Source organism: Ruoffia tabacinasalis, assembly GCF_042652985.1.
In the GTDB taxonomy this organism is placed as follows: Bacteria; Bacillota; Bacilli; order Lactobacillales; family Aerococcaceae; genus Ruoffia; species Ruoffia tabacinasalis.
Genome location: NZ_JBHSHQ010000049.1, coordinates 34,731 through 61,661, shown reverse-complemented (window position 1 = coordinate 61,661; position 26,931 = coordinate 34,731). Strand labels below are relative to the sequence as shown.

Sequence of the window (26,931 nt, the reverse complement as noted above, 5' to 3'; positions counted from 1 at the left end):
AATATGACTGAAGAAAAAGACTTATTCGACGAACTATTAGAACAAGAACACGGTTCTATCAATGAACCCGTTCAACCAAAGCAACAAGAATCATCTGAATTTGATGAATTACTAGCCAATCCATTCGATGAAACCATCGAGCAAACGCTAGAAAAAGATTTAGCAGATCAAGAAATGATTGCTAAACGTCAAGTATCCAATGAAAAGTTAATCGAACGTTTACCAGAGCATCGCCAAAAACAAGCGCAAGACTTAGCTAAACAAATTGATGAAGCAAACATGGGTGCTATCATAGCTTATGGATCAAATGCACAGAAAAAATTAAGTGAATTTTCTCGCTCAATCCTTCAACAAGTCCAATTAAAGGATACGGGAGAAGTCGGTGATGTTCTTACAGAGTTAATGACTAAACTACAAGAATCTGACCCACGTCAACTAACGGCTGAACCAAACATCTTCCAACGTGTATTCAAACGTGTGAAGAGTTCAATTACTGAAACTCAAATGCGTTACCAACAAATTGGGAGTCAAATTGACCGAGTAGCGATTCGTTTAGAACGCGAAAAAACTGAATTGTTAAATGACAATCAGATGTTAGAACAATTCTATAATAAAAATAAAGATTACTTTGACGCTTTAAATGTCTACATTGCTGCCGGAGAAGTTAAGATGGAACAGCTTCAAAACGAAGTCATTCCAGCAGCGATCGAAAAAGCACGCCAGTCTCAAGATCAAATGGAAGTTCAAAAAGTGAACGACTTAAATCAATTCTTAGACCGCTTGGATAAGCGAACACATGATCTACGCTTAACACGTCAAATGACTATTCAACAAGCACCACAAATTCGAATGATTCAAAACACTAACCAAGTCCTAGCAGAAAAGATTCAAGTATCCGTCCATACGGCTATCCCATTATGGGAGAACCAAATTACGATTGCCTTGGCTCTTCTCCGCCAACAAAACGCAGCAACATCTCAGCGACAAGTGTCTGAAACAACCAACAGTCTGCTTCTGAAAAACTCAGAAATGTTGAAACAAAGTACTGTTGATATTGCTCGCGAAGCTGAACGAGGAGTGATTGATATCGATACATTACGTAAAACTCAAGCCAACCTTGTTGGAGCCTTAGAAGAAACCTTAGAAATCCAAAAAACAGGACGCCAACAACGTCGACTAGCTGAACAAGAATTAACAGTCATGGAGAATGAATTACACGACAAACTCCTAGCTATCTCAGACGAACAAAAGAGACAACGACAAGATGGTACTACAGAATATTAACCTATACAAAAAGACGAGCCACCGAGAGAAATCTCAGTGGCTCGTCTTTTTTGCATTTGCATAGTAAGTGGATAAGCATGATAAGATCACTATATTAGACTTTTACTAATCTTTCAACTTTAAAACTCCCTGCGGTGAATAGAACCAGGCCATATAACGCAATGACTGGAATATTTGGTAAGATTGCTCCCGTGTCTAGAGATTCAAACAGCCAATAAAATGGTGAGATATATTGGATGAATGAGAAACTTGGTATATCTATAATACCTATGCCTAAGAACACAAAGACAATTGATAAGACAATACCTACCATTAGGATGACTTGATCATTTTTAAATAGTCTGAATAGGACCATCGTAAAGCCAGCGTTAAAGATACAAAAAGCAAGAATTGCAGAAATTATCACTGGGAGTTGCGTGATTGTAATACCGAATATTAAACAAATAAGCAAGATCACTAACATCGCTGAGATAAAATTATAGAGCGAGAAGGCTGCTAAAACACTACCTAATATTTGCCAACTGCGGGCATTTGTTACAATACTTCGGGTTAACACACCATCACTTCTTAATTTATTCAAATCAGCACTCACTAAGCTACTTGCGTAACTCATGAAAAATATAGTCATAAAAACTACGATGACTAAATTTCCATCAATGGGAGTATAACTTTGATTGATACTTGGTTCAGCAACTTGAATTTCTTCAAAGTCTACTCCTGCTTCACTTAAAGCATTCTCTGTCATTACTTCACTCAATACAGAGGTAAATTCGGATTCAAAGAATATATCATTATTTTCTCCATTGATACTATGCGATTTAATTCTGGAACCTTCCTCTGGAAAGTTAGCGGGAATTTCATAAATCATCGCTAACTCACTTTGTTCCAATTGATCAAAGGCCTCTTTAGAATCTGACGCAAAGTTAGCTTGTAAATTCTCACTCAGTCTTGGGTACACATTCTCCTCAACAAACTCCGAATGATTTAAGATAACAAACTCTTCACTTAAGTTCGCATTAGTATCAGAGGTGGTGATAAACATTAAACCGCCGACCATAAATAACGGCATAATGAAAGACATTGAGATGAGACCAATATTTTGGCAAATTCGTTTAAAGTGAAACCAAACTAATTGCATGAATTTCATAATGGTTTCAACTCCCTTCTGTTTCTCAGTTGAATAACGAAGAATACTAGTATGACACTAACTAATACGATTCCAACAGCTAGGCCGATATTCGCCGTCCAATCATTATTGAGAAGATAGTCAAACATCGGTTGAGAGAATATTTCTCGATAGTAGTTTTGATTAATTATCTTTCCAAATTCCCCACCTATAAGACGGTCAATGGGTAGAAAACCTAAAATCATATATAAAGATGTTAGGATGAGGTAAACTAAATTCACGTATTTATCTGGTATAAAATAATATAAAATACTATTCAATACTTGGAATAAAAGAGCATATATAACTATCCAACCAAAATAAAACAAGGGATTCCCAACAAATGTCGTACTATCAATGAATCGCCATATGATCATATACATAGTAGCTAAAAATGTATAAGTGAGTGTGTCTGAGATGATACCGTAAATAACGTCTTGAGCGGGTGTCAGAGGGAGTACGCCAATTCTTTTTCTTAAACCCTTCATATCTTCGTTTGTCTTCAGACCTATACTTCCAGCTAAGGACAAGATAAAGATATAAACGAGGCCAGAAACAGAAATATATTGATTACTCGTTAAAGCTGATTGAGATTCATATTGTTCCTTTACGAATACTTGTTCACTTCTCAATTGAGACGCGAGTTCAAGTGAATGTATGAGTTCATCGACTGTAGCTTGATCTGACATTGCTCCCAATTCTTCGCTTAATTGTTGTTGATTGACTAAACTACTTTGAAAACTTGTAATTAATTGAGTAAGTATTGCTTCTTCAGATGCTGAAGCATTTTCTTTAGATTCAATACTCACTAAAGTATCTTCTAAGCGTTGACTATATTCTGGTTGAAGATGAATAACAAAGTTTGAATCATCATGACTTTCTACGATGTCCACATATGATTGCATGGTCTCATTACTGAAAGCATCAATGAAGACTTGCCCCACCTCCCCTTGATCTTCATTATTAATACTGATTTCCACCGGATCACTTGTCTGTTCAGGAACAAAGGCTGAACTAAAGGAGAAGCCCATTAAGAGTGAGAAAAAGATTGGCATGGCAACATATAATGCCAGAATCGTCATCCATTGCTTAGCATTGGCTCGCATGTTTGTCTTAACGTAAGTCCATAATTGGCTCATTAATAAAACCTCCTTAGTCTCTTAATGTTTTTCCGGTGAGTTGTAAGAAAGCTTCCTCTAGACTTAAAGCTTCTTTATTTAATGTCGTTAGTTCAATATTTTCTTCATTAATTAAAGTCATCAATTCCTTTGTATTAAACTCAACGGGATCGACAATTAAGTGGAATGAATTATTTTCACTCACAACTTGTTGAACTCCTGGCAATCTCGTCGATAATTTCTCTTCAAAATCAAGTGGCGCTTGCTCCACTTCGATAAACCATTTCACTGTATCTTGAACTAATTGCTTAATCTCAGCTTGAGTTCCATAACCAATTTGTTGACCATTATCTAATATGAATAAACGCTCACACAAGGCTTCTACTTCTTCCATGTAGTGTGAAGTATATAGAACGGTTGTACCGTACTCCTGATTCATATATTGAATAAATTCGAAAATCTTATTTCTTGACTGAGGATCCACCCCAACAGTCGGCTCATCCAGGATGAGAAATTTGGGTCTGTGAAGAATTGCGGCTGCGATATTTAACCGTCTTTGCATCCCACCAGAGAAAGTTTTAACTGCTTTTTTCGTATGTTCCGTTAACCCAACCACCTCAAGGGCTTCATTGATACGTTCTTTCAACATGCGACCCGATAAACCATACAGTCCACCAAAGTATTCTAGATTTGATGTCGCATTTAACTCTTGCATCAGAGCTATTTCTTGAGGTACTAGACCAATTTGTTCACGGACTTTCACAACATCTTGAGGAACCACGTGCCCATCGACTGAAATATCCCCTGAATTATATTGTGTCAGACCGGTAATAATATCAATCAATGTTGATTTCCCAGCTCCATTGGGTCCAATTAGGCCAAAGCATTCCCCACTTTCAATCTCAAAGGAAACATTATCTAATACTTGATCTTTACCGTAACTCTTATATATATTGTTAATCTCTACATAGCTCATAATTACCCTCCTCTTTATTTCCAACTTAAGTATAACTAAACATTGCTGTGTCAACTATTCACTGAGGTCACTGATTCGAGTGACTTTAGTCACTATTTTAAAAAACACCCTCAATAAACGCAGGAATTTGCATTTATAAAGGGTGTTATCTTAATTCATCAAGCCATTCTCATAAGCAAAAATAGCTAGTTGAGTTCTGTCTCTTAAATCGAGTTTATTTAAAATCGTACTAATATTGTTTTTAACTGTTCCAACAGAGAGATATAAAGTATCAGAAATTTCTTGATTATTTAATCCGCTGGCTATAAGCGAAATCATCTTAATTTCTTTCTCTGATAAATCAAAGTCCTTTCCATTAAAACTTTTACTTTGGAAGTTGGGGTTATTAGATAACATAGCTTGACTAATCTTTCCGTCCAAAACAACATTATCGTTATAGACAATACGGATGCCTTCATGAATCTCTTCATGACTACTATCTTTAAGTAAATAACCCGATGCTCCTAATTGCATCGATTGAGCGATGTACTCCACATCTTGGAAAGTTGTTAGTATTAATACTTTAATTTGAGGATGAGCCACTTTGATTAACTCGGTCCCTTCGATCCCATTTGAATCAGGCATGCGAATATCCATGAGCACAACGTCAACCGGATTATGTTGGCAAAATATCGCCGCTTCTTTACCGCTAGTCGCCTCTCCAACAATCTCAATATCTTCAAAAGAACCTAGTAATATAGCTAAACCACCTCTGATGAGTTGTTCATCATCAACAAGTAATACTTTGATTCTATCCGTCATAACTGCTGCCTCCCTTTGGTAATACGATTCTGACTTTAAAGCCTTTATTTAGAGCGGATTGAATCTGAACTTTTCCACCTAATAACTTCGTCCGTTCTTTCATCCCCGTAATGCCCATTTGCGGTTTAATCGATTCCGTTCCTTTTCCATTATCCTTCATCGTTAAGATAACCGTCGAATCCGTAAAGTGACATTGAATTCGAACTTCATCTGCTTGACTATGTTTACTACTATTACTTAAAAACTCTTGAATCGCCCTCATAAATAATAACTCTTGTTCAGGTGATAAGCTCCAAAGTAATTGATTATTATTAAAATAAACTTTAATCGGGCTATTATGCTCAAAGTCTGAAATGATGTGGTGCACCTGCTCAATAAAAGCAAACTTTTGATAATGCTTTGGCTTTAATTGGTGAATCACCTGGCGAACATCCGATAAACCTTCTTTAGTAAAGTGATGTAATTGCTTTAACATAGCTGATGCTTGAGGCATCTTTTCCTCTGTCAATTTCTCAATGGCTGCCAATTGGATGACGATGGTCGATAAAGTATGCCCTACCGTATCATGTAAATCCCTAGAAATTCGGTTCCTCTCATTAAGGGTATGAATTTCCTCCATCGCAATCATTTGTGCCTTTTGCTCTATCAACCGCTCTTCTTGCTCATCTGCTTGAGTGCGAAACTCATAAAGACTAGTTTCTTGTACTTCTAAGCGGGTTGCTTGTTCGGCTAAATAACCACATATGATAACGATACTCACTGTGAACATTAAATAATCCACCTGCGGCCAAATCGTGAGCGTTGACCATATAAACCCCGAAACAATCGCCATTAAAGATAATATAAGTACAGTCTTTTTCCGTGAAAATAACTCTCTTAATTCAATTGTTAAAAGTCCTAGCATCAAATATGGAAAGGATGGCAGTAGCCATATATTGATTAAGGCTAAAAGACACAATACAACACTATTTATCTGTTTATATTGCAAACATTCCATATAAAACCAACCTAAATGAAAGCAAATAATCCAAATAAAAAACCAAAAGAAATTACTTTGCCAAAAACTTTCTAAAGGGAAAAATTGCCCCATACTTAAGATTAATAATATATATTTAATCACTTTCATACACTCACCTCATCTTTTACATATTTAAATATAACAGACGCCAAGTATGAATGGTAGATTTTACATAATTTCTAGATAAATAGAAATACCCCACCAGACAAAATCTGTCTAGTGGGGCAATTTAACTACTCTAATTATTCAGCTGCTTCCTCGAAATACTCTGGGAAGTGTGATTCTACGATTGAGAAACAACGGTGACATAATTCTGGTGCCGCCTCAATTGTTCCAACTTCTGGTCTTACCGCACGACAACGGTCACAAGTATGACCTTCTGCCGGCTGAACTTTAACACCAAAGCCGTCATAATCAACCACTGATTCGTCTGCTTCATCAGCTAATTTTAATTCTAAACCAGATACTATTAATAATTGGTCTAAATGATCACTTAAGTCATTCAATTGATCAATTGTCTCTTGATCTGTATAGACAGTTGCTTTTGCTTCAAATGATTTCTTGATTGGGTGTTCTTCATCATTTTTTGCATTTTCTAAACCTTTAGCAACAGCTGACTCCACTTTGAAGAAGACATCCCATTCTTTAACAGTTTCTTTGTCTTGAGAAACGTCTTCAGATTTAGGTAAGTCTTGTAATTGAACAAAACCATCAGCTCCAGGTAATTCTTTCCAAGCTTCTTCCATTGTATGAAGTAAGATTGGTGATAATAGTGGAATGAAACCTTCAAGAACTGTGTAAATAACAGTTTGCATTGCACGACGCGCTTTAGATTCTGCCGCTTCAATATAAACGACATCTTTTGCAAAGTCTAAATAGAACGCAGATAAATCAACAGTAATGAAGTTAATTACTCTCTTAAAGATAGTAGAGAAATCATAATTTTCGTAAGCTTTTGTTACTTCATTAACTAAAATACGGTATTTAGCAAGAATATATTGATCAACTTTTGCTAAATCATTTTCAGCAATCTTATCTGTTTCAGGGTTGAAATCAAATAAGTTTGATAACATAAAGCGTACTGTGTTACGAATCTTACGGTATGATTCTGATACTTGTTTTAAGATGTCTTTAGAGATACGTACGTCGTTCTCATAATCCACACTTGAAACCCACAGACGGATGATATCTGCACCTAATTCTTCAGTAATCTCTTCCGGTGTAATAACGTTACCGATTGATTTACTCATTTTTTGACCTTTTCCATCCATAACGAATCCTTGAGAAAGAACTGATTTGTACGGTGGGAAACCATTCACAGCTACTGAAGTTGTAAAACTTGAGTTGAACCACCCACGGTATTGGTCTGATCCTTCTAAGTACATATCTGCAGGGAATTTTTGGTCTTCACGGACTTGTAATACCCCAGCGTAAGATGTTCCTGAGTCAAACCATACGTCCATAATGTCATTTTCTTTAGTAAATTTACCATTTGGACTATCTGGATGAGTGAATCCTTCAGGTAATAAATCTTTAGGTTCTCTTTCAAACCAAACGTTTGATCCAAATTCTTCAACTAATTGAGCAACGTGTTCAACTGTTTCAGTTGTTAAGATAGGCTCTCCATTTTCTGCATAGAAAATTGGTAATGGTACACCCCATACACGTTGACGAGAAATTACCCAGTCACCACGGTCACGAATCATATTATACATACGACGTTCTCCCGAAGGATGGTACCATTTCACATCATTTTCAACTGAGTTTAATAACTCTTCACGGAATTTATTAATTGATGCAAACCATTGTGGTGTTGCACGATAAATAACAGGTTTCTTAGTACGCCAGTCATGTGGGTAGCTATGTTCAAACTTCTCATCAAACAGTAACGCTCCCGTTTCACGCATCTCTTCAACGATGACTTTATTCCCTTTAAGATAGAACATTCCTTCATATCCAGGTGCTTCATTTGTGAAGTGTCCACGGTCATCAATTGGAGAAAGAACATCTAAGCCATATTTTTGACCAATAATGTAGTCATCTTCCCCGTGTCCAGGTGCTGTATGAACGACACCAGTACCAGCATCTAATTCAACGTGGTCACCTAACATTATTAATGATTCACGGTCATAGAACGGATGTTGTGCAGTTAAACGGTCAAATTGCTCCCCTTTATATTCTGCTTCGATTGAATGATCTTCCCATCCAATTTTCTTAGCAACTGCTTCTAGTAAAGCTTCTGCAACTATAAATTTACGTCCATCTACGTTTACTAAAACATATTTAGCATCTGCTTTCACAGATAACCCTAAGTTTGATGGTAATGTCCATGGTGTCGTTGTCCAGATAACGAACTCAGCATCTGCTGGTACGACATCTTTGCCATCTCTAACTTTGAAAGCAACGAAAATTGAAGGTGAAGTAACGTCTTTATATTCAACCTCTGCTTCTGCTAATGTTGATTCACTTGATGGTGACCAGTAAATTGGTTTTAGTCCTTTATAGATATATCCACGTTCAGCCATTTGACCAAAGATACGGATTTGTTGAGCTTCATATTCGGGTTTTAAAGTTAAATACGGATTATCCCATTCACCAGTCACACCTAAACGCATAAAGTCTTCTTTTTGATTTTCAACTTGTTTCAATGCATACTCTTCACATAATTTACGGAATTCAGCGACAGACATACTCTTACGGTCTACGCCATCAGCATTAACTAAGGCTTGTTCAATTGGTAAACCATGTGTATCCCAACCAGGAACATAAGGTGAGCTATATCCAGCCATAGAATGGTAACGTACAATAAAGTCTTTAGTTACTTTATTTAATGCATGCCCCATATGTAATTTACCATTCGCATACGGAGGTCCATCATGTAAGATCCATGAAGGACGTCCTTCATTTTTCTCTTGAATTTTCTCGTACATGTCAGCGTCTGACCATTCTTTTTGTAATTCTACTTCTTTTGTAGGTAAATTTGCGCGCATGGCGAAATCTGTTTTACCTAAATTTAATGTATCTTTTAGTTTCATTATTATCTCCAATCTGATTGATTTATTAAACATAAAAAACGCCCCTAAAAAAGGGACGTTATAAACGCGGTACCACCCAAATTAATAAGTTATCCCTAAAGATGACTTATTCACTCTAAATGTTAACGCTATTTAAGCGGTTATGATTACTTACTTTCACCATAACAAACACAAAGATGATATTAATCAAAGGAGGGACTGCCAAGCTTTCACCACTCTTGACTCGCTAAAAGTATCCTAAGATTAACTTGTTCTTATTAATCTTTTGGTAATTCAATTCTAATTGTTTGCCCTAATACACTTTCACGACGTTGAGCTGCACGTTTTTCGCGTTCAGCTTCAGCTTGTGCTTCTTCATCAATCATCGATTCTAATTCTGCGTGTCTAGAATCAATTTCATGCCCTTCTGGCTCAACATTATTTAATAACTCATCACGATTTAAATCAACTCGTGTCGCTTCAGTATCTTCATGATCAGCTACACCAATAGTTGCCGGATAATCTACTTCTGGAGTAGGTTCTGGCGCGTTTCTGATTTCTTCTTCAATAAAGCGATCATTTGTAATTTCATGCGCTGCATTAAAATCAGCACTGTTCTCTTCTTCAAGTCGATCTACGCGTTGGTTCACTCGTTGATTTGTTGCTTCATGGAAGTGATCAGGATTAAATTGTGATTCTATCTCTTCATCAAATAATCTATGATACTCTTCACTCGTTACAACTTCAAGTTGTTGGCGAATCATTTGCTCTAGTTTATTACGGTAAGATTTGCTTGAACGGCGTAATGCATCAGATTCAGTGACAATATTTTTTGCTGTATCTGAAGCACTATTAATCATTCGATCTGCTTCTCTTTCTGCTTCGAATAAGATAAGTTCTGCTTCTTTACGTGCGTTTTGTTTCAAGCGATCTGCTGCTTCTTGAGCGACTACAATTGAACTGTTTAATGAGTCTTGTAATTGTGCAAAATACTCATTTTTTTCTTTTGATGCTGCTAAGTCTTTCTTAAGTTCATTATTCTCCGCAATCATCTTTTCAAAGTCCGCAACAATTATATCTAAATAATCATTAACCTGGTCTGAGTCATATCCGCGAAACTTCGAATTAAATTCTTTATTTAATATTTCGTTAGGTGTTAATACCATGAATTTACAAATCCTTTCAAATATATTCAAGTTATGTAATTTACTTTAAAAGCACATTGACGTTTAATCGATAATTATCTTTCTTAGTCATACCCTCGATATCATTGATCCAGAAGCGTCCAAACTTACGTAATGAAATGATATCATTGATACCAATCTCAACGTCAGGTCTCTCCATTGGAACGAAATTCACTTTCACATCACCTTGTGAGACTGAATTTTTCGCACGCTGTCTAGAAAAATTATAGACTTTGCTTAATAAAGTGTCAAGCCGTAAAGAGCTAGAAATTACATGCTTTACTTCCCATTGTTCTTCTGAGGTTAATATATCATCAAATGATAACTCTTCCAATTGAACTCCGACATTCGCGATTTTAGTCACTTGAGTTTTCAAATAGTCACTAATTGATGCATCAACGAGTGCATGCCAATTTGTTCCATCTGTAATAATATCCCCAATGCGCTCTCTTTCAATTCCAGTTGAAATAAAAGTTCCAAGAATTCTACCATGTGTTAAATTTCCAAATTTTTCTGGATATTTAATGTTGAATAGAACGATTGTAAAATCTTCATCATTCGGTTCATAATACTGCGGATAAATACAGGCTTGTTTACGTTCCGCACCTTCATAACCACCTCTGAAAATAACTGAAATCTCATCTCGACTTGCGACAAGTTGTTCAACAATCATCTTCTCTCGCGGTGTTAAAAATACAGTTGTATAAGGCGCATAAGTTAAATCTACTTGATCTATCCAACCGAACACTTTATCAATAAACGGTTGCTCTTCGGGTCGATAATGTTGATATATATCATCTGACATTTAATTCACCACATTTTTAAAATAATATTGCTGCCAATATCCAGATTAAACCATCTCGGATAAATCGTAAAACAAAAATTGCAATAATAACATTGAAACTAATGCCCCCTAATGGCGGGATGAATCGATCAAATATATCCAAATATGGTCGTGCTAATTTAACAATAAATTGTCCTAAGGCACTTTCACGGGCACCTGGTAACCATGATAATAGTGCGTATACGACTAAAACCAGTGTATATGCCTGAAATAAATTAGAAACTAAGCTCAAAAGGCCCAACTATAACACTCCCTTAAATTCTTATCTTATGAATTATAACATAAATCTTTCCTTATTGATAAATAAAAAGAGGAACCAATACTGATTCCTCTATTATTATTTTGATGCTTTAGCATCTTAACTCTTTATTAACGATGACGTTTACGGAAAAATGGTGGTGTATCTAATTCATCTGAATCATTCACTTCACTTTGACGACTTCCTGATCCATCCGTATTTGGACGTTCAAATTGACGTTTAGGTTTAGAATCTGCTTCAGATGTATCTACGTCACGTGTATTTGTTTCTCTATTAATATCCCAATCACTGAATAAATCACGTTTTTGTTGACGACGTGGTGTTGGTTCGTTTGATTGGTTTGGTGTTTCTGGTTGTTGTTGACTTTGAGCTGGTTGAGTTGGTTCTGCTGAAGATGATGGTGTATTGAATGAGCGTCTTGGTGGTGTGCTCATTTTATTACGATCAGTCTTCTCATTCTCAATACCAGTTGCGATTACTGTAACAATCACTTCGTCACCTAAATCATTATTGATTGACGTACCGAAGATAATGTTTACATCGCCACTTGATGCATTTGCAACAATATCACTAGCATCTTGTGCTTCGAATAAGCTTAAGTCTTCTCCACCTGTAATGTTTAATAAGATTTGTTCTGCGCCATCAATAGATACTTCTAATAATGGTGATGAGATAGCTTTCTTAGTTGCTTCAGCCGTACGGTTCTCACCTGATGACTGACCAACACCCATTAATGCAGTTCCTTGATCTTTCATTACAGTTTTCACGTCAGCAAAGTCTAAGTTAACGTAACCTGGTGCTGTAATTAAATCAGAGATACCTTGTACACCTTGACGTAAAACATTATCTGCTTCACTGAACGCTTCTAACATTGGAGTTTTACGGTCTACGATTTCTAATAAACGGTTGTTTGAGATAATTACTAATGTATCAACCGCGTCTTTTAAGTTTTTCAATCCTTCAGCTGCAAAGCGTCCACGTTTTGGTCCTTCAAAAGTAAATGGACGTGTTACAACACCTACTGTTAAAGCGCCTAAGTCTTTAGCAATCTTAGCCACGACTGGTGCAGCACCTGTACCAGTACCTCCACCCATACCAGCAGTAACAAACACTAAATCTGCTCCTTCTAGTACTTCGCGAATTTGCTCTTCACTTTCTTCAGCTGCTTTAAGTCCAATTTCTGGTAATGATCCTGCACCTAACCCTTTAGTTACTTTTGGGCCTAATTGGATTTTGATTTCAGCGTCTGAACCTTGTAGTGCTTGAGTGTCCGTATTTGCAACGATGAATTCAACACCTTGAACTTCATCTTTAATCATACGATTAACGGCATTTCCACCTGCTCCACCTACACCAATTACTTTAATTACTGCGCCATCATATCCCATTGTTGAATCGAATGATAATTCCATTTATATTCCTCCTGTTTATCTATCAAGTCTTAATCAAAAAATGTTTGGAAAAAGTCACGGACTTTTGCCGTTATGCCATTCCCATTACTTTGATCAGTAACAGGCTCTGAATATTTGTTCGCTTCGTCATCTTGCGAATAGTCATCATAGTATGCCGCATCTTCGTAACGATAGTCGTCATCAAATGAATTATATTGTTGATAATCTTCTTGTTGATTTGAACTAGGCATAGTGTCTGGCATCGTGCGTTGGTCGTTTGCCATTTGGTTTGTCTCGTTAGCTGGTTGACGACGTTGACCGCCGAACAAGTCACCTGATTGTTGACCTCGTGCCGCTTGCCCTTGGTTACGGCCACTAGATGGTGCCGGACGTCTTTGTCCACCTTGTGGCGGCATAGATTGTCTTGGGGCAGCTTGTGAAGGAACTGCAAAAGTTCCTTGAGCAATTCGGTGCACATCATCAAGATTTGCAGCATATTCGATCATTCCAAGGCTTGTCGTATAAATTGGATTACGCATTCCCATTTCTTCAGGAATAAATAAGCGAACTTTACTTCCAAAGTATCGTTTAGCTAAGTCTAGGACTCCTGGTAAAGACACAGCTCCACCTGTCAGAACATATCCTCCAGGTAAATCGAGTCCGTCAACACGATTTAATTCTTCATATAATGTTTCAAAGATTTGCACTAAACGTGCTTCGATAATTTCAGCAAGATAATGTTCATCTACACGGACAGGTTCTTTCTTTCCAACTGTTTCAACTGGGAAGTACTCATCGTCTGTAGTTTGACTTGCGATAGCAAAGCCATATTCTCGTTTGATTCGCTCAGCTGAATCAAGTGACGTGTTTAGAATAACTGAGATATCTTTTGTAACGAAATCTCCACCCTCTTGATCCACGAATGAATATTTCATCTGGCCGTCATACATAATGGATGCACTTGATTGTCCACCACCCATATCAACAACCACTGTTCCGAATTCTCGTTCATCTGCTGATAAAGCTACGGATGCAATTGCTTCTGGTTGAACGACAAGTTCACTGATTGATAAACCTGCTTTTTGAACACAACGTCTAATATTATGAATGATTGTTCTTGGTCCTGTAATTAAACGAGCATAGAGCTCTAAACGAACTCCAATCATACCTCTTGGATCTTTAATTCCGTTAAATCCATCGACAATAAATTCTTCAGGAATAATTGAGATAATTTCTCTTTCAGGTGGTACTGAACGAACTTTAGCTGCATTGATTACATTCTCAACGTCTAGGGCAGTTATTTCCCTATTATCGCTTGCAACAGCAATCATACCGTGGCAATCTTCTACCATAATTTGATTACTTGGAACACCAACGATCACTTCGTTAATTTTAACATTTGCTTTGCGTTCTGCTTGAGAAATGGCTCTTTGAATCGAGTTGACTGTATCATCTATATCGACGATAACCCCACGACTCAATCCACGTGATTTTTCATTTCCCACACCGATAATATTAATATTTCCATTAATATACTCAGCGACAACGACTTTAATTGAGGTCGTACCAATATCTAAACTAACAAAAATTTCTTGATTTCTCATTTAGGTATTAACCCCCTTCTGGCTAATTATTTTTCTATATTTTGTTTAATTTTCTTCAATTTCACATTACCTATATTAGCACAAACTTCATTTTAATAGAAGAAAAAAAGATAAATGTAAGTATAATTACATATAACTTATCTTAATTATTGTCAAGTTTGACACTATTAGCAGAATCTTCTGCTGGTGTGAAGTATGCACCGACTTCAAAATTAATCACTCCGGTTTGTCCGTCTAATTGTGTTAAAATATCCGGATAATATTGCACTTTTTGAGCAAAAGTCGAAATAATGGCATTAATGGTATTTCCGTCTTCCATTTCAACAACAATGGCATTCGGTTTATTCTCGTCATCTGCGGAAGTCACCGTCTCCATCATAGCTAATATCTCTGGATCAATTTGACGCAAACCTTGTGCAACTTCCGTCAGTTTTCCACTTGTATCGAAGCCGATTAATTCTGGTAATGCTTCATTGGCTATATTTGCTAATTCTTGGTTTCCAGATACATTCAGAATCTCACCGTTATTCAAGACTGGATGATAACCATCTTGGTTAATTAACCCCACAAGGTCATGTTCAACAACATTAATTTCTAATTGCTTCCAATCTGGTCGATTAAATACGACACTTTCAATTAAAGGATTTTCCTCTTTAATTGTCGCTTCAATGTCTTGTCTTTGGCTCATAACTTCATCCACTTCATCGAATTTATATATTCGAGACGATCCTTTTACAAACGTTTCCGGAACAAGCTCGGTTCCTGTGACGACTAAATTATTCACTTTATTAAACGGCATTAATTGCCAACCCGTCACTAGCATTGTTAGGTATATTAATGCAAAAACTGCAAATAGTACAGTCTTTCCTTCTGGCAAGGTCGCATTAGAACTTTTATTCATCTGTCTATTGACCCTTTGATGCAAGTTATAATACCAATTAGTTCGACTACCTTGAGGTTGATTTCTTCGTGGTGGTTGATTGCCTGAGTAATTTCGGTTTAAGTTCTGATTTCTGTTCAGATTTTGATTTCGACTTCGATTCAAATTCTGATTTTGCTGTCTAGTCGCTCTTTCTCGAGTGTTTGATTGAGGTTGGTCGAAGTTTCGACTATTTGGTTGATTTGCACGACTATGAAACTCATTCTGATCGCGTCTGTAATCATCCATATGATATACACGTCGCTGTTGAACAGGACCTGACTGAGGTGGTATCGGATGAATAACTTGATTCGGTTGATACTGTTCTTCTCGATTCTGATTCCCTTCAGTTTGGGTGTTTTGAGTCCGAGTGAAATAATCTTGCTCAAGTTCGTCTCGATTTGTTATGCCACTTTGCTTTGGAATAATCGGATTTCCATTACTGTCGATGCGATAGTTCCCTCGGATCGTTTGAGATGGTCCGCTTGCCTGTCTAGATTGTCTAGATTGACTGTATTGACTGGATTGCCCTCTTTCTGGTCGGTTTGGTTCACGATTATTTGGCGTATTTTGAGGTCCTGTTCGATAATTTCCTCGCCGCTCATTATTACTCATAGCTTTCACCTCCTCGAAAATATTTAGTCTAAATTACTTATTAAATAGATTCAACTAGTTTAATAATATCATCTATTGCATGTGGCGTACCTAATTTTTTGGCATTTTCTGCCATTTTATTTAATGCTTTTTGATCTAGTATCATTCGATCAATCGTATGAACTAATTGACTTGAGTCAAGTTGACTTTCCTTAATCATTTCAGCAGCTTGATTATTCACTAATGCCATGGCATTCATCTCTTGATGATTGTTCGTAACGTATGGACTAGGAATTAAAATACTCGGAAGCCCAAGTGTTGTCAATTCTGCTAATGTCGTTGCGCCACTTCGGCAAACAACTAAGTCAATGCTTTGAAATAGTGCCGGCATATTATCAATGTATGGTACTATTTTAACATTATTAGGTACTTTAATCTGGTTCTCTTGTATATAAGTCATCCATTCTGAGTGATGAACTGAACCAGTCCCAATAATTACTTGATACTCTTTATTAGCAAAGGCTTCGATGGATTCTACAGCTGCTTTATTAATAGCTGGCGCACCACGACTACCTCCAAATATTAGTACTGTTGGTAATTGGTCATTAAAGTCATAATTTTTAGATAGAATATGCTCATCTTTAGCATAGTTTGTTACTTCTTGCCCTCGTGGGTTTCCAGTAAATGCCACTTTGTGACTAACTTTTGCAAAGTCATTCTCAACTTCATAAAAAGACGTCGCAACTTTATCTACAAAGCGACTTAAGAATTTATTAGTTACTCCCGCGACACTATTTTGTTCATGAATCAGTGTCGGAATACCTAATTGGGTTGCTCCATAAAGGACAGGTGCACATACGAAGCCGCCAGTTCCTATGACTAATTCAGGTTGAAATTCTTTGATTAATTTCTTCGCTTTTTGTGTGCTCGTTAACATTTGCCAAGCGACTTTTATATTATCCAGCGATAAACTACGTTTTAAACCAGATATCTCAATGGATTTAAAGTCAATATTCGCGTTTGGAACAATACTTGCTTCGAGACCTTTGTCTGTACCGATGTATAAACATTCTAAGTCCGGATTGAGTTCTTTCATTCGATTATAAATTGCAAGAGCTGGATAAATATGTCCCCCAGTTCCTCCACCAGATAAGATGATTCGATTGATTTTCATAATATGATACTCCTATTCATCCGTATATGGTTCTTCTAGTAATAATTGTTCAATGGTATCGATATAAACGTCACCACGAATTTCAAAGTTTTGATATTGATCCCAGCTCGCACAGCTTGGTGATAATAAGACGACTTCACCTTGTCTTGCTTCACGGTAAGCTTTTGATGTAGCTTCTATTAAATCATCAAAAATTTCAATAGTGTTAACGCCCGCAGCTTTAAAGGCTTTTGCCATCTTGTCTTTGGTTTCACCGTAAAGATAAGCTCCTGATACGTTCTTAAGATAGGGTATTAACTCATCAAATTCATTACCACGATCTAAGCCGCCACCAATAAATCGAATGGGTTGTTTGAAACTATTTAAAGCGGTAATCGTTGCGGTAATATTCGTTGCTTTTGAATCATTGTAGAAACTACGTCCACTGACATTCGCAACTGGCTGAATTCTATGTCGCATCCCTTTGTACTCTTTGACAATATCAGAAATCTCTTGGTTAGAAATGCCTTTTAGTTTAGCAACTGCAACAGCCGCCAAGACATTCTCAACATTATGGCTACCAGGAATTTGAATATCTGATAATGGAATAATTTGCTCTTCTTTAAAGTATATCCATTCGCCCTCTACATAAGCACCATTCTCACGTACAAACTCATCGATCGTTTCAATTGAGAAAGGTACAAGCTGACCTTTAAATTCTTCCACCCATTGATGTAACTCGGCATTATCATAACGATAGACGACATAATCATCTTGTGTTTGATTGGCTAAAATCTTTAATTTAGCTTTGGCATATTCTTCTCGGGTTTGGTGATAATCCAAATGCGCTTCATATATATTTGTAATAACCGCAATCTCTGAGTGGAATTGTTCTGTTCCTGCTAATTGGAAACTAGATAATTCCATGACGATGTCATCATCTTCTGTCGCTTGATCTATAACATCTAAAGTTGGGATACCAATATTTCCAGCAAGGTAAGCATTCCCTTTTGCTCTTTGAGTTAATAATTCTCTCAGTAAACTCGTTGTCGTTGTTTTACCGTTACTACCTGTAATACCAATAATCGGTGCCTTATTAAATCTTGAAGCGAGTTCAACATCTGTATATATTGGGATGTTTTTTTCAATCGCTTTTTGTAAAAACGGGATTGTGTAAGGTATCCCAGGGTTTTTGATAATCATATCAAAATGCTTATCTAGCAGTTCTAAAGGATGTCCACCATCTACGATTTGGACGCCCTCTTCTAAAAGCAAAGTAACCGACGGGTCCTGTGATAGATCCCCTCGGTCATTAATCGTTACATTTGCTTGTTGTTTTACTAGGAACTCAGCTACACTTTTCCCAGTTTTTGCGTAGCCTAACACTAGTATTTCTTTGTCTGATAAATTCTCGTTCGTTCCCATTCTAAAAATCGCTCCCTATTAAAAGATAAATAATGCAATCAATGCACTAATTAATCCGACAGCCCAAAATACATTTACCACTTTTGATTCACTCCAACCAATCATTTCGAAATGGTGGTGAATTGGCGCCATCTTAAATATTCTTTTTCCTCGAGTCTTGAAGGATAATACTTGAAGCATAACACTTACAGTTTCAACTACAAAGACAAAACCAATAATTAATAAACTCCATGGATTATTAAGTACGGATGACATAACTGCCAGTCCTGCTCCTAAGGCAAGTGAACCAACGTCTCCCATAAAAATCTTCGCTGGTTTACGATTAAAGATTAAAAATCCAATTAACGATCCAACTACAATTAATGAAGCTGTCGCTACATTTGAATTCCCTTCAGCTGCGGCGATAAAGTAATACGCGCCATACGCAATAATATTTAAGCCAGTCGCTAAACCATCTAAACCGTCCGTTAAATTCACTGCATTTGAAAAACCAGTAATCCAGATAAACATGAATAATCCGACTAACAGAATGTTAGAGATTTCAAAACCAAAAAATGGTATGAAAATGTGTTGGTTTGTTACCATGCCAATTAACGCAATAACAAAAGCAAATAACAATTGTGTTAAAAACTTCTGTTTAGCAGTTAATCCTTCATTTCTTTTTTTGAAAATACTTATAAAATCATCAACAAAACCAATGGCACCAAATAATAAAAATGCCAACCAAATCATCCAGAACTCGCCTGAGTAAGACGTTTGGATAAAGCCAAAGATTAACATCGCTAATAAAATAGCTAAGATAAATACTGTTCCACCCATCGTCGGTGTTCCAGTCTTTACTTCATGCCATAATGGCCCATCTTCCCGTGTTGTTTGACCTAACTTCTTTTTATTAAAGTATTGGATGAAAAATGGCATCGCAATGACTGTTAATAAAAAACTAGTCACGATTGGTAAGATAATATTCAACTTTTCGTTCACTCCTTAGTTTTTATAACTGTTTACGATGGATAGCATCAATAACTGTTTGCACTTCATCGTAAGGTATATTGTCGTTTCCAATGACTTGGTAAGGTTCTCCACCTTTACCCGCGAATAAGACAATATCATTTTTTTGAGCAATGTCAATGGCTTGTTGTACTGCCACTGCTCTGTCTTTTATAATTGAATAAGGTTTATTATCATTATGATGTAAACCAATCATTTCATTAACAATTTTTTCAACGGGTTCAAATCTTGGATTGTCAGCAGTGAACACAATTTCATCCGCATACTTAAACAAGATATCTCCTAAAGGTTCGCGCATCCCGCTATCGCGGTTTCCACCACTATGTCCCATTAAGGCGATGAGTTTTTGATCCTTTGATTTATGTTCAATGAGTTCTTGCATCACTCGTTCAAGTGCATCGGGTGAATGTGCAAAGTCAACGATCACTTCAAATTCTTGTCCTTCATCAACCACTTGCATACGTCCAGTGACACCAGTAAAACCTTGAGTCGCTTTCAGAATATCATCTATTGTATATTGGTAATATTTACTCAATGTTAAAAATGCTGCTAAATAATTCGAAACATTGTAAGAACCACGCATCGGTATTTCAACTGTATAAGATTGATCGTTGTAATTTATAACAAATTCAGTCTTACCATTTTTCTCTGAAATTGAATGTGCATAAGCTGTAGCTTGAGGATGTTCTAAACTATATGTCACAATATCGGCACTAGTTACTTCTGCCATCGTCGTGTGATAAGGATCATCCATATTTAGAATGGCCAATCTCGGGCGGTGACTATGGAATCTTTGTCCTAAATGACTGAACAATAAACTTTTCGCATTTGCATAACCTTCCATAGTTGAATGAAAGTCCAAATGTTCACGCGTCAAATTCGTAAAGATGGCACAATCAATATCCGTAAACGATAATCGTCCTAAAGCTAAAGCATGTGAAGATGCTTCAATGATGGCATCTTGACAGTCTGTTTCAACCATTTCATTGAATAATCTCTGCATTTCTAAAGCGTTTGGTGTTGTATTTACTGCAGGATAATATGTTTCCCCTACTTTATAATGCAAGGTTCCAATCACACCTGTCTTACGATTGAGACTTTCGAGTAATTGACTAATCATATTACTCGTTGTTGTCTTCCCATTAGTCCCAGTTACCGCAACAACATTAAGCTGTGTTGACGGTTCATTGTAATATTGGTTTGCAAGTATCGCTTGAGTACGGAAAGTTGAAGCTACTTGCACGATGGTTGCATCAAATTGCTCTGGCTCTTGGGGCAAATCTTCAACAATAATTAATTTTGCTCCTTTGTTAATTACGTCTTCAATCGCTTGATGCCCATCAAAGTTCTCGCCTTTGATAGCAATAAAGCATGAATTATTTTCTACTTTACGCGTATCATTTACTAAACTAGACACTTCAGTTTCTAAATACTGCGTATTAATTACATGACCATCATATAATACGTTTATTAATTCTTTTTGTTCCATCGTACTCCTACTTTCTATTCATAAACTGATACATATTCCACAAAAGGTCTAAATATCTCAGCTAATATTTGCGATCCCATTAAATTATGATCATTGGTTGGTCGTTTCATTGAGAAATACAACATATATTTCGGATCCTCGGCTGGGAAGAATGAAACAACAGAGAAATAATAATCATTGGCACCTTCTAAATAACCTAATCCATCTGGATTGGCAATTTGCGCCGTACCTGTTTTGGCTGCTATCTGAACGCCCGGCACACTATATTCTTGAGCTGTTCCATATTCTTCATTCACAGTATTAACCATTAAATCAACTATATGATCAGCTGCTTCTTCTGAGATTGGTTGATTAATCTCAATCGGTTGAAATTCATCATTCTCTCCAATGCCGTTAAGGTATTGAATTTTCATCATTTTCCCATCGTTAGCAATCGAAGTGAAAGCTTGTAATAATTGAATCGGTGTTGTCGCAAACCCTTGACCAAAACCTGACATTGTTGCAGACACTGGATTATCAAACTCCACCGTTCCTGTCGCTTCGTTAGCCAGACCAGAACCTGTCGTTTGTCCAAAGCCAAATTCTGTGAGTTGTTTCTTCCAATTGTCTAAGCCGATACGGCGAATTAATTCAACAATAGTTACGTTACTTGATCTAGATAATCCTTCATCAAAAGCAATCGGTCCCCAACCGTACAAGTTATAATCTCGAACTGTCACATCTTCAATTTCTGTTGAACCAGTCTCAACTAATTCATCGGGTTTATAAACGCCCATATCATAAGCTGTTCCTTGTGTTAATATCTTCATGGTTGAACCTGGCTCATAAACTTCTTCAACCAATTGGTTGGTCCATTGCGTCTCAATTCCTTCACGAGTATTCAAATTAAATGTCGGTCTTTGAGCAGCTGTTAATAACTTACCAGTCTCAACTTCGACCAAATAAGCACTCATCTCTTCAGGTTGATACTTATTATATGAATAATCAAGTAACTCTTCCATATAATGTTGGAGTCGGCTATCTAAAGTTAGATAAATATCTTCTCCCAATAATGTTCGCGTTCTTTCAACCAGGTCAGGATTATTTTCAATGGTGTTTTGCCCACTCAATTCAGCATCATAAGCTGACTCAATCCCGATTTGTCCAGTTAAGATATCCGCTGTCGGCATCCAAGAATTATTTTGTTCTTGCTTCGACGCATAGCCTATCAGATGTGAACTGAAATAATCGTTCACGTATTGTCTAGAACTTTGACTGACAAAATAAACCCCTGGTAAATTATCTTCTTCAATGGCATCGCGAGTTTCTTGACTTATATTACTACCCGCTGTACCAAATTCAACTTGAATCGCCTCATAGTTTAATAGTATATCCAAGACCTCATCACGGGTCATATCAATATAATTACTTAATACTTTAGCAGTGTGATCTCTGTCTTCAACTGCGTCGTAACCATTGCCCCCTTGCAATACTGCATACATGGAATAAGAAGTAGTATCAATCGCAATCGGCTGACCTTGAATGTCATAAATCGTGCCACGTTTTGCTTCGATGATACTACTTCTTGGGTCTTGTGAATCTTCGATATATTCTACTAAATCCTCACCATGCGAAGACTGAGTTACGTTTAATTGAAAGAAGCGTGCACCTAACAAAATAAATGTTATAGCTGCGACGCCTATTAATAATAATATATTTAAATTAGAATGATTGCTTTGTTTTTCGCTCATCTCTCAACAGTCCTTACTCTGTCTTTCTCAATAGTCATATTGTTGCTATCCGCTGCTTCTTTAATTTGTTGATAATTGAATTGGTCAGTAATTTGACTATTTAAAATATCAGTATTAGAACGGTATTCTGTAATAGAATCTTCTAAATTATTGATTGAACGTTGTTGTTCAATAATATCCACTCTAATAAAGAAACTAGCGATGATCGCTCCAACGGCTATTATACTACAAAGAGATAACCAAATTGTTTCAAATTTAGATAGTTTTCTTTTCTTTTTGGAAACATTACTTTCTTGTTCTTCATATGGTTGATCACTTGCTGGCACACTATAGTTTGGCGAGGCAACAGGTTGATGATTATCATAATGATTCCCCAATTTACGTTCAAAATATTGCTCTTCATTATAATTTGTCTTTTCTAATAGTTCTGACATCCGATGCCTCCTAAATCCTTTAAATCTATTCTTTAATTGTCGTACGTTCGATCACTCTAAGTTTTGCACTTCGAGCGCGATTATTATGTTCTAATTCTTCAGAATCAGCAGTAACTGGTTTTCGGTTAATAAATTTATATTCCGGTTGGTGCTCTGCTGGCAGTACTGGTAAATTAGGTGGTGTTTCTGGTGGCGTTGATTTCTCTCTATATAACTGTTTGACTAAACGGTCTTCTAAAGAGTGGAATGAGATAACACTCATACGTCCACCAACTTTTAATAATTTCAACCCTGCTTCCAGTGATTCCTCCAGTGCGCCTAATTCATCATTCACAGCGATACGAATTGCCTGGAAAGTTCGTTTAGCAGGATGTCCACCCGTTCTTCTAGTTGCAGCCGGTATTGCTAACTTCACAATCTCACTTAATTGTGTTGTCGTTTCAATCGGTGCTTTTTCTCTTTCTGATTCAATGGCTCGAGTAATTCGCTTCGCAAACTTCTCTTCCCCATAACGACTAATAATTCTTATTAAATCATTGAAATCCCACTCATTCACAACTTCGTATGCACTAAGTTCTTGAGTTTGATCCATTCTCATATCTAAACGTGCTTCTTGATGGTAACTAAAACCACGTTCAGCAATATCTAATTGTGGAGATGAAACCCCTAAGTCATAATAAATACCGTCAACATATTTAACATTATGTTCTGCTAAACCTTGTTCGATTTCTCTAAAATTACGATGAATAAAAGTTACTTTACCTGCTTCTATCTCTTCTGCTAATACAACTTTTGCATTGTCAATGGCTGTCATATCCTGGTCAAAGGCATATAAATGTCCGCGTTCTGATAATTGAGATAATAAATACTTAGCGTGACCTGCTCCCCCCAAGGTGCAATCTACATAAGTTCCATTCGGATTAATCTCTAGCATATCAATTGTTTCATGCAATAGAACCGTCTCATGTTCAAATGACATTCATAATCCCCCCGTTTCTAAAATCCAAAATCAATCATGTCTTCTGCGATATCTTCAAAATCTTCTTCGATGCTATCTGCAAATTCTTCCCAACGTTCGCTACTCCAAATCTCGATACGATCTGATACGCCGATCACACGACAGCTCTTATCGATTTTAGCGAAGTCTATAAGTGTTTTTGGTAAATTTATTCGCCCTTGCTTATCTACTTCTACTTCAGTGGCAGCTGAGTAAAAGAAACGAGTAAATTTACGTGCATCTTTTCTTGCTAAAGGTAATTGTTGTAATTTCTCTTCAATAGTTTCCCAATTTTCGAGTGGATAGCCGAATAAACATCCGTCTAAACCACGAGTAATAATAAAGTTATGACCTAAATCTGGACGGAATTTCGATGGCATAATCAGTCGCCCTTTTACGTCAATATTATGTTGATATTCACCAATCAGCACGACGATTACACCTCCTCCATTTTAGTTAATTTCATTCTACCACATCCCTCCACTTCGTACCACTATTTACCAAATTTAAACAAAAAAAGAGCCGAAACTCTTTCGAGTAACGACTCTAAATAGCTTATTATCAACCTTTGTTAAAAGTGGGGGCGAGTGGAAGATTAGTGGGGGATTTTCCCACTAAAAGTATGTATATACTCTTAAAATGACTAAACCAACTAAGAAAGCTGAAAACATTTTGGATATTAACTGACTAGCAGGCATATAGTATTCTTGAAAAGTAAACATATCAATGCGTCTGATATAATCATACAGCTGCAATCCTAAGGCAAATGCCGTAATAAAAAGTATGAATGGGATCAGACTAAAGCCAAAGATTAATTTTGAAAAAAGATGAATTAATGTCAACCACAGTGGTAATAACAAAATAGCTAAATTCAACGGATACTTATCAAAAAACTTCAAATATGATTTCAAATACTTTTGAACAACAAAAATAATAACTACAGGAACAATATATAAAAGTAATTCCGAAAACACAAAGTCATTTGTCATTAAAACACCTCCACTTTCAGCTTCATTTGCTTTATTTCTCAGTCTCTTAATTATACACAATTTAACCAGTAACTTAAATCATTTCTAGAAGGATACACCAAATCTTTTAAAATAAAAAAAATCGAATGAAAAATCATGAGCTAACTTTTACACATATTTGACATAGCGTGTAAAATCCCTTTGATTTATCATTCGATCAATTCATTTGTTTATTTGTAATATTCTGTCATCTTATAAAGTCAAGAATATGTTGCCATGTATCTTGATTTAACACTTCCCAGTAATTTCCGTCACCTATAATGGAATATCCAATAAATAAACCAAGAACGAAAAACAAAGCGATAAATAATAAAAATAATATTATTTTACCAAGTGTTTTTAAGACGGTTAATAAAACATTGTCTTCAATATATTTATCTGACATATTTCGATCCCCTATCGTTAGTTTATCCAATGAGACGGCGTTTCAATCTTGAGAAATAGCGCGCAACTTTTTGTTGCCAAGATAGATTTGTCCGTTGTAATTTACCAGATTGAATTAAATCTAGCATAATACCCGTCCCTATCGCTACACAACTCATAGGTTGATTGGCACGAATGGCAGAGACATTTAAATACTCGGATAGAAAAACGTCAATAGAACCGATTAATGCTCCCCCGCCTGTAAGTAGTATCCCTTTTTCCATAATATCAGACGCAATTTCAGGTTGTGTGTCTTCAAGCAGTTCTTTAGCTGCTCTAGCTATCATAGCTAATTGTTCATGAATTGCTTCATATATTTGGTTCGATGTGACATTAATTGATTTTGGTAGTCCGGAAACTAAGTCTCGGCCTTTTAATGTCTTAGTCTCTAATTGAGCTTGATTCTCAAAGAACACTGCTGAAGCTAATTCTATCTTAATTTGCTCCGCAGAACGTTCACCAATGAGCAGTTTGTATTTATCTTTGAAGTATTGAATAATATTAGCGTCAAAATCATCCCCAGCAATCTTTAATGATGTACTTTGAATAATTTCACCACCTGAAATTATTGCAATATCAGAAGTCCCACCGCCGATATCAATAACCATATTCCCAGAAGGATCTAGTAAATCAATTCCAGCGCCAACTCCTGCCACTTTGGGCTCTTCTTCCATAAAAATCTTGCCGCCACCTGCTTTTTCAATCGCTTCAACAAGTGCCGTTTGTTCAATCTCACTAATATTCGACGGTCTACAAATAAGTACATTAGGTTTTGTAAACCATCTTTGTGAGTGAATCTTTTGAAAGAAAAGTACAAGGAGTGCTTCAGCGATATCGTAATCTGCAATCACGCCACCTTTTAAAGGTTTAATGATTTCAATCGAATCTGCTGTTCTACCAATCATTTCATACGCTTCATTACCAATAGCGATGACTTCTTGAGTTTGCTTATCTAAAGCAACGACTGAAGGTTCATTTAATATGACCCCTCGACCTTTAAGATGAATCAAAACATTCGCAGTACCTAAGTCAATTCCGATATCTCTGCTCATGTATTTTCACCCATCTATTTT

At 36.5% G+C, this 26,931-nt stretch carries 24 protein-coding genes and 1 other annotated feature; of the genes, 1 reads left to right on the top strand and 23 read right to left on the bottom strand.

Annotation, left to right across the window (positions count from 1 at the left end):
• Positions 1-3 precede the first annotated feature (3 nt).
• Positions 4-1,284, top strand: a complete 1,281-nt coding sequence (locus tag ACFO5Y_RS08445; RefSeq protein ID WP_138403632.1) for a toxic anion resistance protein — start codon at positions 4-6, stop codon at positions 1,282-1,284.
• A 94-nt stretch (positions 1,285-1,378) separates the two neighbouring features.
• Here the strand turns inward: ACFO5Y_RS08445 and ACFO5Y_RS08440 are convergent, their stop codons facing one another.
• The 23 genes from ACFO5Y_RS08440 to mreB all read right to left on the bottom strand — a co-directional run bounded on the left by ACFO5Y_RS08440 (position 1,379) and on the right by mreB (position 26,910).
• Positions 1,379-2,431 carry an ABC transporter permease gene (locus ACFO5Y_RS08440; protein WP_197104542.1) on the bottom strand — a complete coding sequence of 351 codons (1,053 nt, stop codon included), beginning with the start codon at positions 2,429-2,431 and terminating at the stop codon, positions 1,379-1,381.
• Positions 2,428-3,588, bottom strand: a complete 1,161-nt coding sequence (locus ACFO5Y_RS08435) for an ABC transporter permease (protein WP_197104543.1) — start codon at positions 3,586-3,588, stop codon at positions 2,428-2,430. The genes ACFO5Y_RS08440 and ACFO5Y_RS08435 overlap by 4 nt, the downstream gene beginning before the upstream one ends.
• Positions 3,589-3,601: 13 nt before the next feature.
• Positions 3,602-4,543, bottom strand: coding sequence for an ABC transporter ATP-binding protein (locus ACFO5Y_RS08430; RefSeq protein WP_197104544.1), 942 nt, complete (start codon positions 4,541-4,543; stop codon positions 3,602-3,604).
• Positions 4,544-4,693: 150 nt separating this feature from the next.
• Positions 4,694-5,344 (bottom strand): response regulator transcription factor, encoded by a 651-nt coding sequence (locus tag ACFO5Y_RS08425; protein WP_197104545.1) that lies wholly within the window; start codon positions 5,342-5,344, stop codon positions 4,694-4,696.
• Positions 5,334-6,113, bottom strand: coding sequence for a sensor histidine kinase (locus ACFO5Y_RS08420; RefSeq protein WP_197104546.1), 780 nt, complete (start codon positions 6,111-6,113; stop codon positions 5,334-5,336). The genes ACFO5Y_RS08425 and ACFO5Y_RS08420 overlap by 11 nt, the downstream gene beginning before the upstream one ends.
• Before the next feature lie 491 nt (positions 6,114-6,604).
• Positions 6,605-9,397 carry an isoleucine--tRNA ligase gene (ileS, locus tag ACFO5Y_RS08415; RefSeq protein WP_197104547.1) on the bottom strand — a complete coding sequence of 931 codons (2,793 nt, stop codon included), beginning with the start codon at positions 9,395-9,397 and terminating at the stop codon, positions 6,605-6,607.
• Positions 9,398-9,445: 48 nt separating this feature from the next.
• Positions 9,446-9,667, bottom strand: a binding site (T-box leader).
• Positions 9,655-10,542: a DivIVA domain-containing protein gene (locus ACFO5Y_RS08410; protein WP_197104548.1), complete on the bottom strand. Its 888-nt coding sequence runs from the start codon at positions 10,540-10,542 to the stop codon at positions 9,655-9,657. (Overlaps the previous feature by 13 nt.)
• Before the next feature lie 40 nt (positions 10,543-10,582).
• Positions 10,583-11,365, bottom strand: a complete 783-nt coding sequence (locus ACFO5Y_RS08405; RefSeq protein ID WP_197104549.1) for a YlmH family RNA-binding protein — start codon at positions 11,363-11,365, stop codon at positions 10,583-10,585.
• A 16-nt stretch (positions 11,366-11,381) separates the two neighbouring features.
• Entirely contained in the window at positions 11,382-11,645 is a 264-nt protein-coding gene (locus tag ACFO5Y_RS08400) for a YggT family protein (RefSeq protein WP_197104550.1), read from the bottom strand.
• Between the two features lie 128 nt (positions 11,646-11,773).
• Complete coding sequence (ftsZ, locus tag ACFO5Y_RS08395) at positions 11,774-13,075, bottom strand: cell division protein FtsZ (protein ID WP_197104551.1); 1,302 nt, start codon at positions 13,073-13,075, stop codon at positions 11,774-11,776.
• A 29-nt stretch (positions 13,076-13,104) separates the two neighbouring features.
• On the bottom strand, positions 13,105-14,658 hold the full coding sequence (ftsA, locus tag ACFO5Y_RS08390; RefSeq protein ID WP_197104552.1) for a cell division protein FtsA: 1,554 nt from the start codon (positions 14,656-14,658) through the stop codon (positions 13,105-13,107).
• A 142-nt stretch (positions 14,659-14,800) separates the two neighbouring features.
• Positions 14,801-16,192 (bottom strand): cell division protein FtsQ/DivIB, encoded by a 1,392-nt coding sequence (locus ACFO5Y_RS08385; protein ID WP_197104553.1) that lies wholly within the window; start codon positions 16,190-16,192, stop codon positions 14,801-14,803.
• Between the two features lie 40 nt (positions 16,193-16,232).
• Positions 16,233-17,345 (bottom strand): undecaprenyldiphospho-muramoylpentapeptide beta-N-acetylglucosaminyltransferase, encoded by a 1,113-nt coding sequence (murG, locus tag ACFO5Y_RS08380; protein WP_197104554.1) that lies wholly within the window; start codon positions 17,343-17,345, stop codon positions 16,233-16,235.
• 12 nt (positions 17,346-17,357) lie between these two features.
• Positions 17,358-18,749: a UDP-N-acetylmuramoyl-L-alanine--D-glutamate ligase gene (murD, locus tag ACFO5Y_RS08375; RefSeq protein ID WP_197104555.1), complete on the bottom strand. Its 1,392-nt coding sequence runs from the start codon at positions 18,747-18,749 to the stop codon at positions 17,358-17,360.
• An 18-nt stretch (positions 18,750-18,767) separates the two neighbouring features.
• Positions 18,768-19,718, bottom strand: a complete 951-nt coding sequence (gene mraY / locus ACFO5Y_RS08370) for a phospho-N-acetylmuramoyl-pentapeptide-transferase (RefSeq protein ID WP_197104556.1) — start codon at positions 19,716-19,718, stop codon at positions 18,768-18,770.
• A 22-nt stretch (positions 19,719-19,740) separates the two neighbouring features.
• Entirely contained in the window at positions 19,741-21,246 is a 1,506-nt protein-coding gene (locus ACFO5Y_RS08365; RefSeq protein WP_197104557.1) for a UDP-N-acetylmuramoyl-L-alanyl-D-glutamate--2,6-diaminopimelate ligase, read from the bottom strand.
• A 14-nt stretch (positions 21,247-21,260) separates the two neighbouring features.
• On the bottom strand, positions 21,261-22,976 hold the full coding sequence (locus ACFO5Y_RS08360) for a peptidoglycan D,D-transpeptidase FtsI family protein (RefSeq protein ID WP_197104558.1): 1,716 nt from the start codon (positions 22,974-22,976) through the stop codon (positions 21,261-21,263).
• The gene (locus tag ACFO5Y_RS08355; RefSeq protein WP_197104559.1) at positions 22,973-23,410 is read right to left on the bottom strand and encodes a hypothetical protein; all 438 of its coding nucleotides are present in this window, start codon (positions 23,408-23,410) and stop codon (positions 22,973-22,975) included. The genes ACFO5Y_RS08360 and ACFO5Y_RS08355 overlap by 4 nt, the downstream gene beginning before the upstream one ends.
• Before the next feature lie 25 nt (positions 23,411-23,435).
• Positions 23,436-24,389, bottom strand: coding sequence for a 16S rRNA (cytosine(1402)-N(4))-methyltransferase RsmH (gene rsmH, locus ACFO5Y_RS08350; protein WP_197104560.1), 954 nt, complete (start codon positions 24,387-24,389; stop codon positions 23,436-23,438).
• 17 nt (positions 24,390-24,406) lie between these two features.
• Positions 24,407-24,838 carry a division/cell wall cluster transcriptional repressor MraZ gene (gene mraZ / locus ACFO5Y_RS08345; protein ID WP_197104561.1) on the bottom strand — a complete coding sequence of 144 codons (432 nt, stop codon included), beginning with the start codon at positions 24,836-24,838 and terminating at the stop codon, positions 24,407-24,409.
• Between the two features lie 183 nt (positions 24,839-25,021).
• On the bottom strand, positions 25,022-25,396 hold the full coding sequence (locus ACFO5Y_RS08340) for a hypothetical protein (RefSeq protein ID WP_197104562.1): 375 nt from the start codon (positions 25,394-25,396) through the stop codon (positions 25,022-25,024).
• 226 nt (positions 25,397-25,622) lie between these two features.
• The gene (locus ACFO5Y_RS08335) at positions 25,623-25,820 is read right to left on the bottom strand and encodes a DNA-directed RNA polymerase subunit beta (RefSeq protein ID WP_197104563.1); all 198 of its coding nucleotides are present in this window, start codon (positions 25,818-25,820) and stop codon (positions 25,623-25,625) included.
• Positions 25,821-25,842: 22 nt separating this feature from the next.
• Positions 25,843-26,910, bottom strand: coding sequence for a rod shape-determining protein (gene mreB, locus ACFO5Y_RS08330; protein WP_197104564.1), 1,068 nt, complete (start codon positions 26,908-26,910; stop codon positions 25,843-25,845).
• Positions 26,911-26,931 lie beyond the last annotated feature (21 nt).

Excerpts from the sequence above, each read along its gene's own strand:
- ftsZ (WP_197104551.1), bottom strand. The coding sequence starts at position 13,075 with ATGGAATTATCATTCGATTCAACAATGGGATATGATGGCGCAGTAATT.
- ACFO5Y_RS08410 (WP_197104548.1), bottom strand. The coding sequence starts at position 10,542 with ATGGTATTAACACCTAACGAAATATTAAATAAAGAATTTAATTCGAAG.
- ftsA (WP_197104552.1), bottom strand. The coding sequence starts at position 14,658 with ATGAGAAATCAAGAAATTTTTGTTAGTTTAGATATTGGTACGACCTCA.
- ileS (WP_197104547.1), bottom strand. The coding sequence starts at position 9,397 with ATGAAACTAAAAGATACATTAAATTTAGGTAAAACAGATTTCGCCATG.
- ACFO5Y_RS08335 (WP_197104563.1), bottom strand. The coding sequence starts at position 25,820 with ATGTCAGATAAATATATTGAAGACAATGTTTTATTAACCGTCTTAAAA.
- ACFO5Y_RS08405 (WP_197104549.1), bottom strand. The coding sequence starts at position 11,365 with ATGTCAGATGATATATATCAACATTATCGACCCGAAGAGCAACCGTTT.
- ACFO5Y_RS08445 (WP_138403632.1), top strand. The coding sequence starts at position 4 with ATGACTGAAGAAAAAGACTTATTCGACGAACTATTAGAACAAGAACAC.
- ACFO5Y_RS08365 (WP_197104557.1), bottom strand. The coding sequence starts at position 21,246 with ATGGAACAAAAAGAATTAATAAACGTATTATATGATGGTCATGTAATT.
- ACFO5Y_RS08340 (WP_197104562.1), bottom strand. The coding sequence starts at position 25,396 with ATGACAAATGACTTTGTGTTTTCGGAATTACTTTTATATATTGTTCCT.
- ACFO5Y_RS08440 (WP_197104542.1), bottom strand. The coding sequence starts at position 2,431 with ATGAAATTCATGCAATTAGTTTGGTTTCACTTTAAACGAATTTGCCAA.
- murG (WP_197104554.1), bottom strand. The coding sequence starts at position 17,345 with ATGAAAATCAATCGAATCATCTTATCTGGTGGAGGAACTGGGGGACAT.
- mreB (WP_197104564.1), bottom strand. The coding sequence starts at position 26,910 with ATGAGCAGAGATATCGGAATTGACTTAGGTACTGCGAATGTTTTGATT.
- ACFO5Y_RS08420 (WP_197104546.1), bottom strand. The coding sequence starts at position 6,113 with ATGTTCACAGTGAGTATCGTTATCATATGTGGTTATTTAGCCGAACAA.
- rsmH (WP_197104560.1), bottom strand. The coding sequence starts at position 24,389 with ATGTCATTTGAACATGAGACGGTTCTATTGCATGAAACAATTGATATG.
- ACFO5Y_RS08425 (WP_197104545.1), bottom strand. The coding sequence starts at position 5,344 with ATGACGGATAGAATCAAAGTATTACTTGTTGATGATGAACAACTCATC.
- ACFO5Y_RS08360 (WP_197104558.1), bottom strand. The coding sequence starts at position 22,976 with ATGAGCGAAAAACAAAGCAATCATTCTAATTTAAATATATTATTATTA.
- ACFO5Y_RS08355 (WP_197104559.1), bottom strand. The coding sequence starts at position 23,410 with ATGTCAGAACTATTAGAAAAGACAAATTATAATGAAGAGCAATATTTT.
- ACFO5Y_RS08435 (WP_197104543.1), bottom strand. The coding sequence starts at position 3,588 with ATGAGCCAATTATGGACTTACGTTAAGACAAACATGCGAGCCAATGCT.
- ACFO5Y_RS08430 (WP_197104544.1), bottom strand. The coding sequence starts at position 4,543 with ATGAGCTATGTAGAGATTAACAATATATATAAGAGTTACGGTAAAGAT.
- ACFO5Y_RS08385 (WP_197104553.1), bottom strand. The coding sequence starts at position 16,192 with ATGAGTAATAATGAGCGGCGAGGAAATTATCGAACAGGACCTCAAAAT.
- murD (WP_197104555.1), bottom strand. The coding sequence starts at position 18,749 with ATGGGAACGAACGAGAATTTATCAGACAAAGAAATACTAGTGTTAGGC.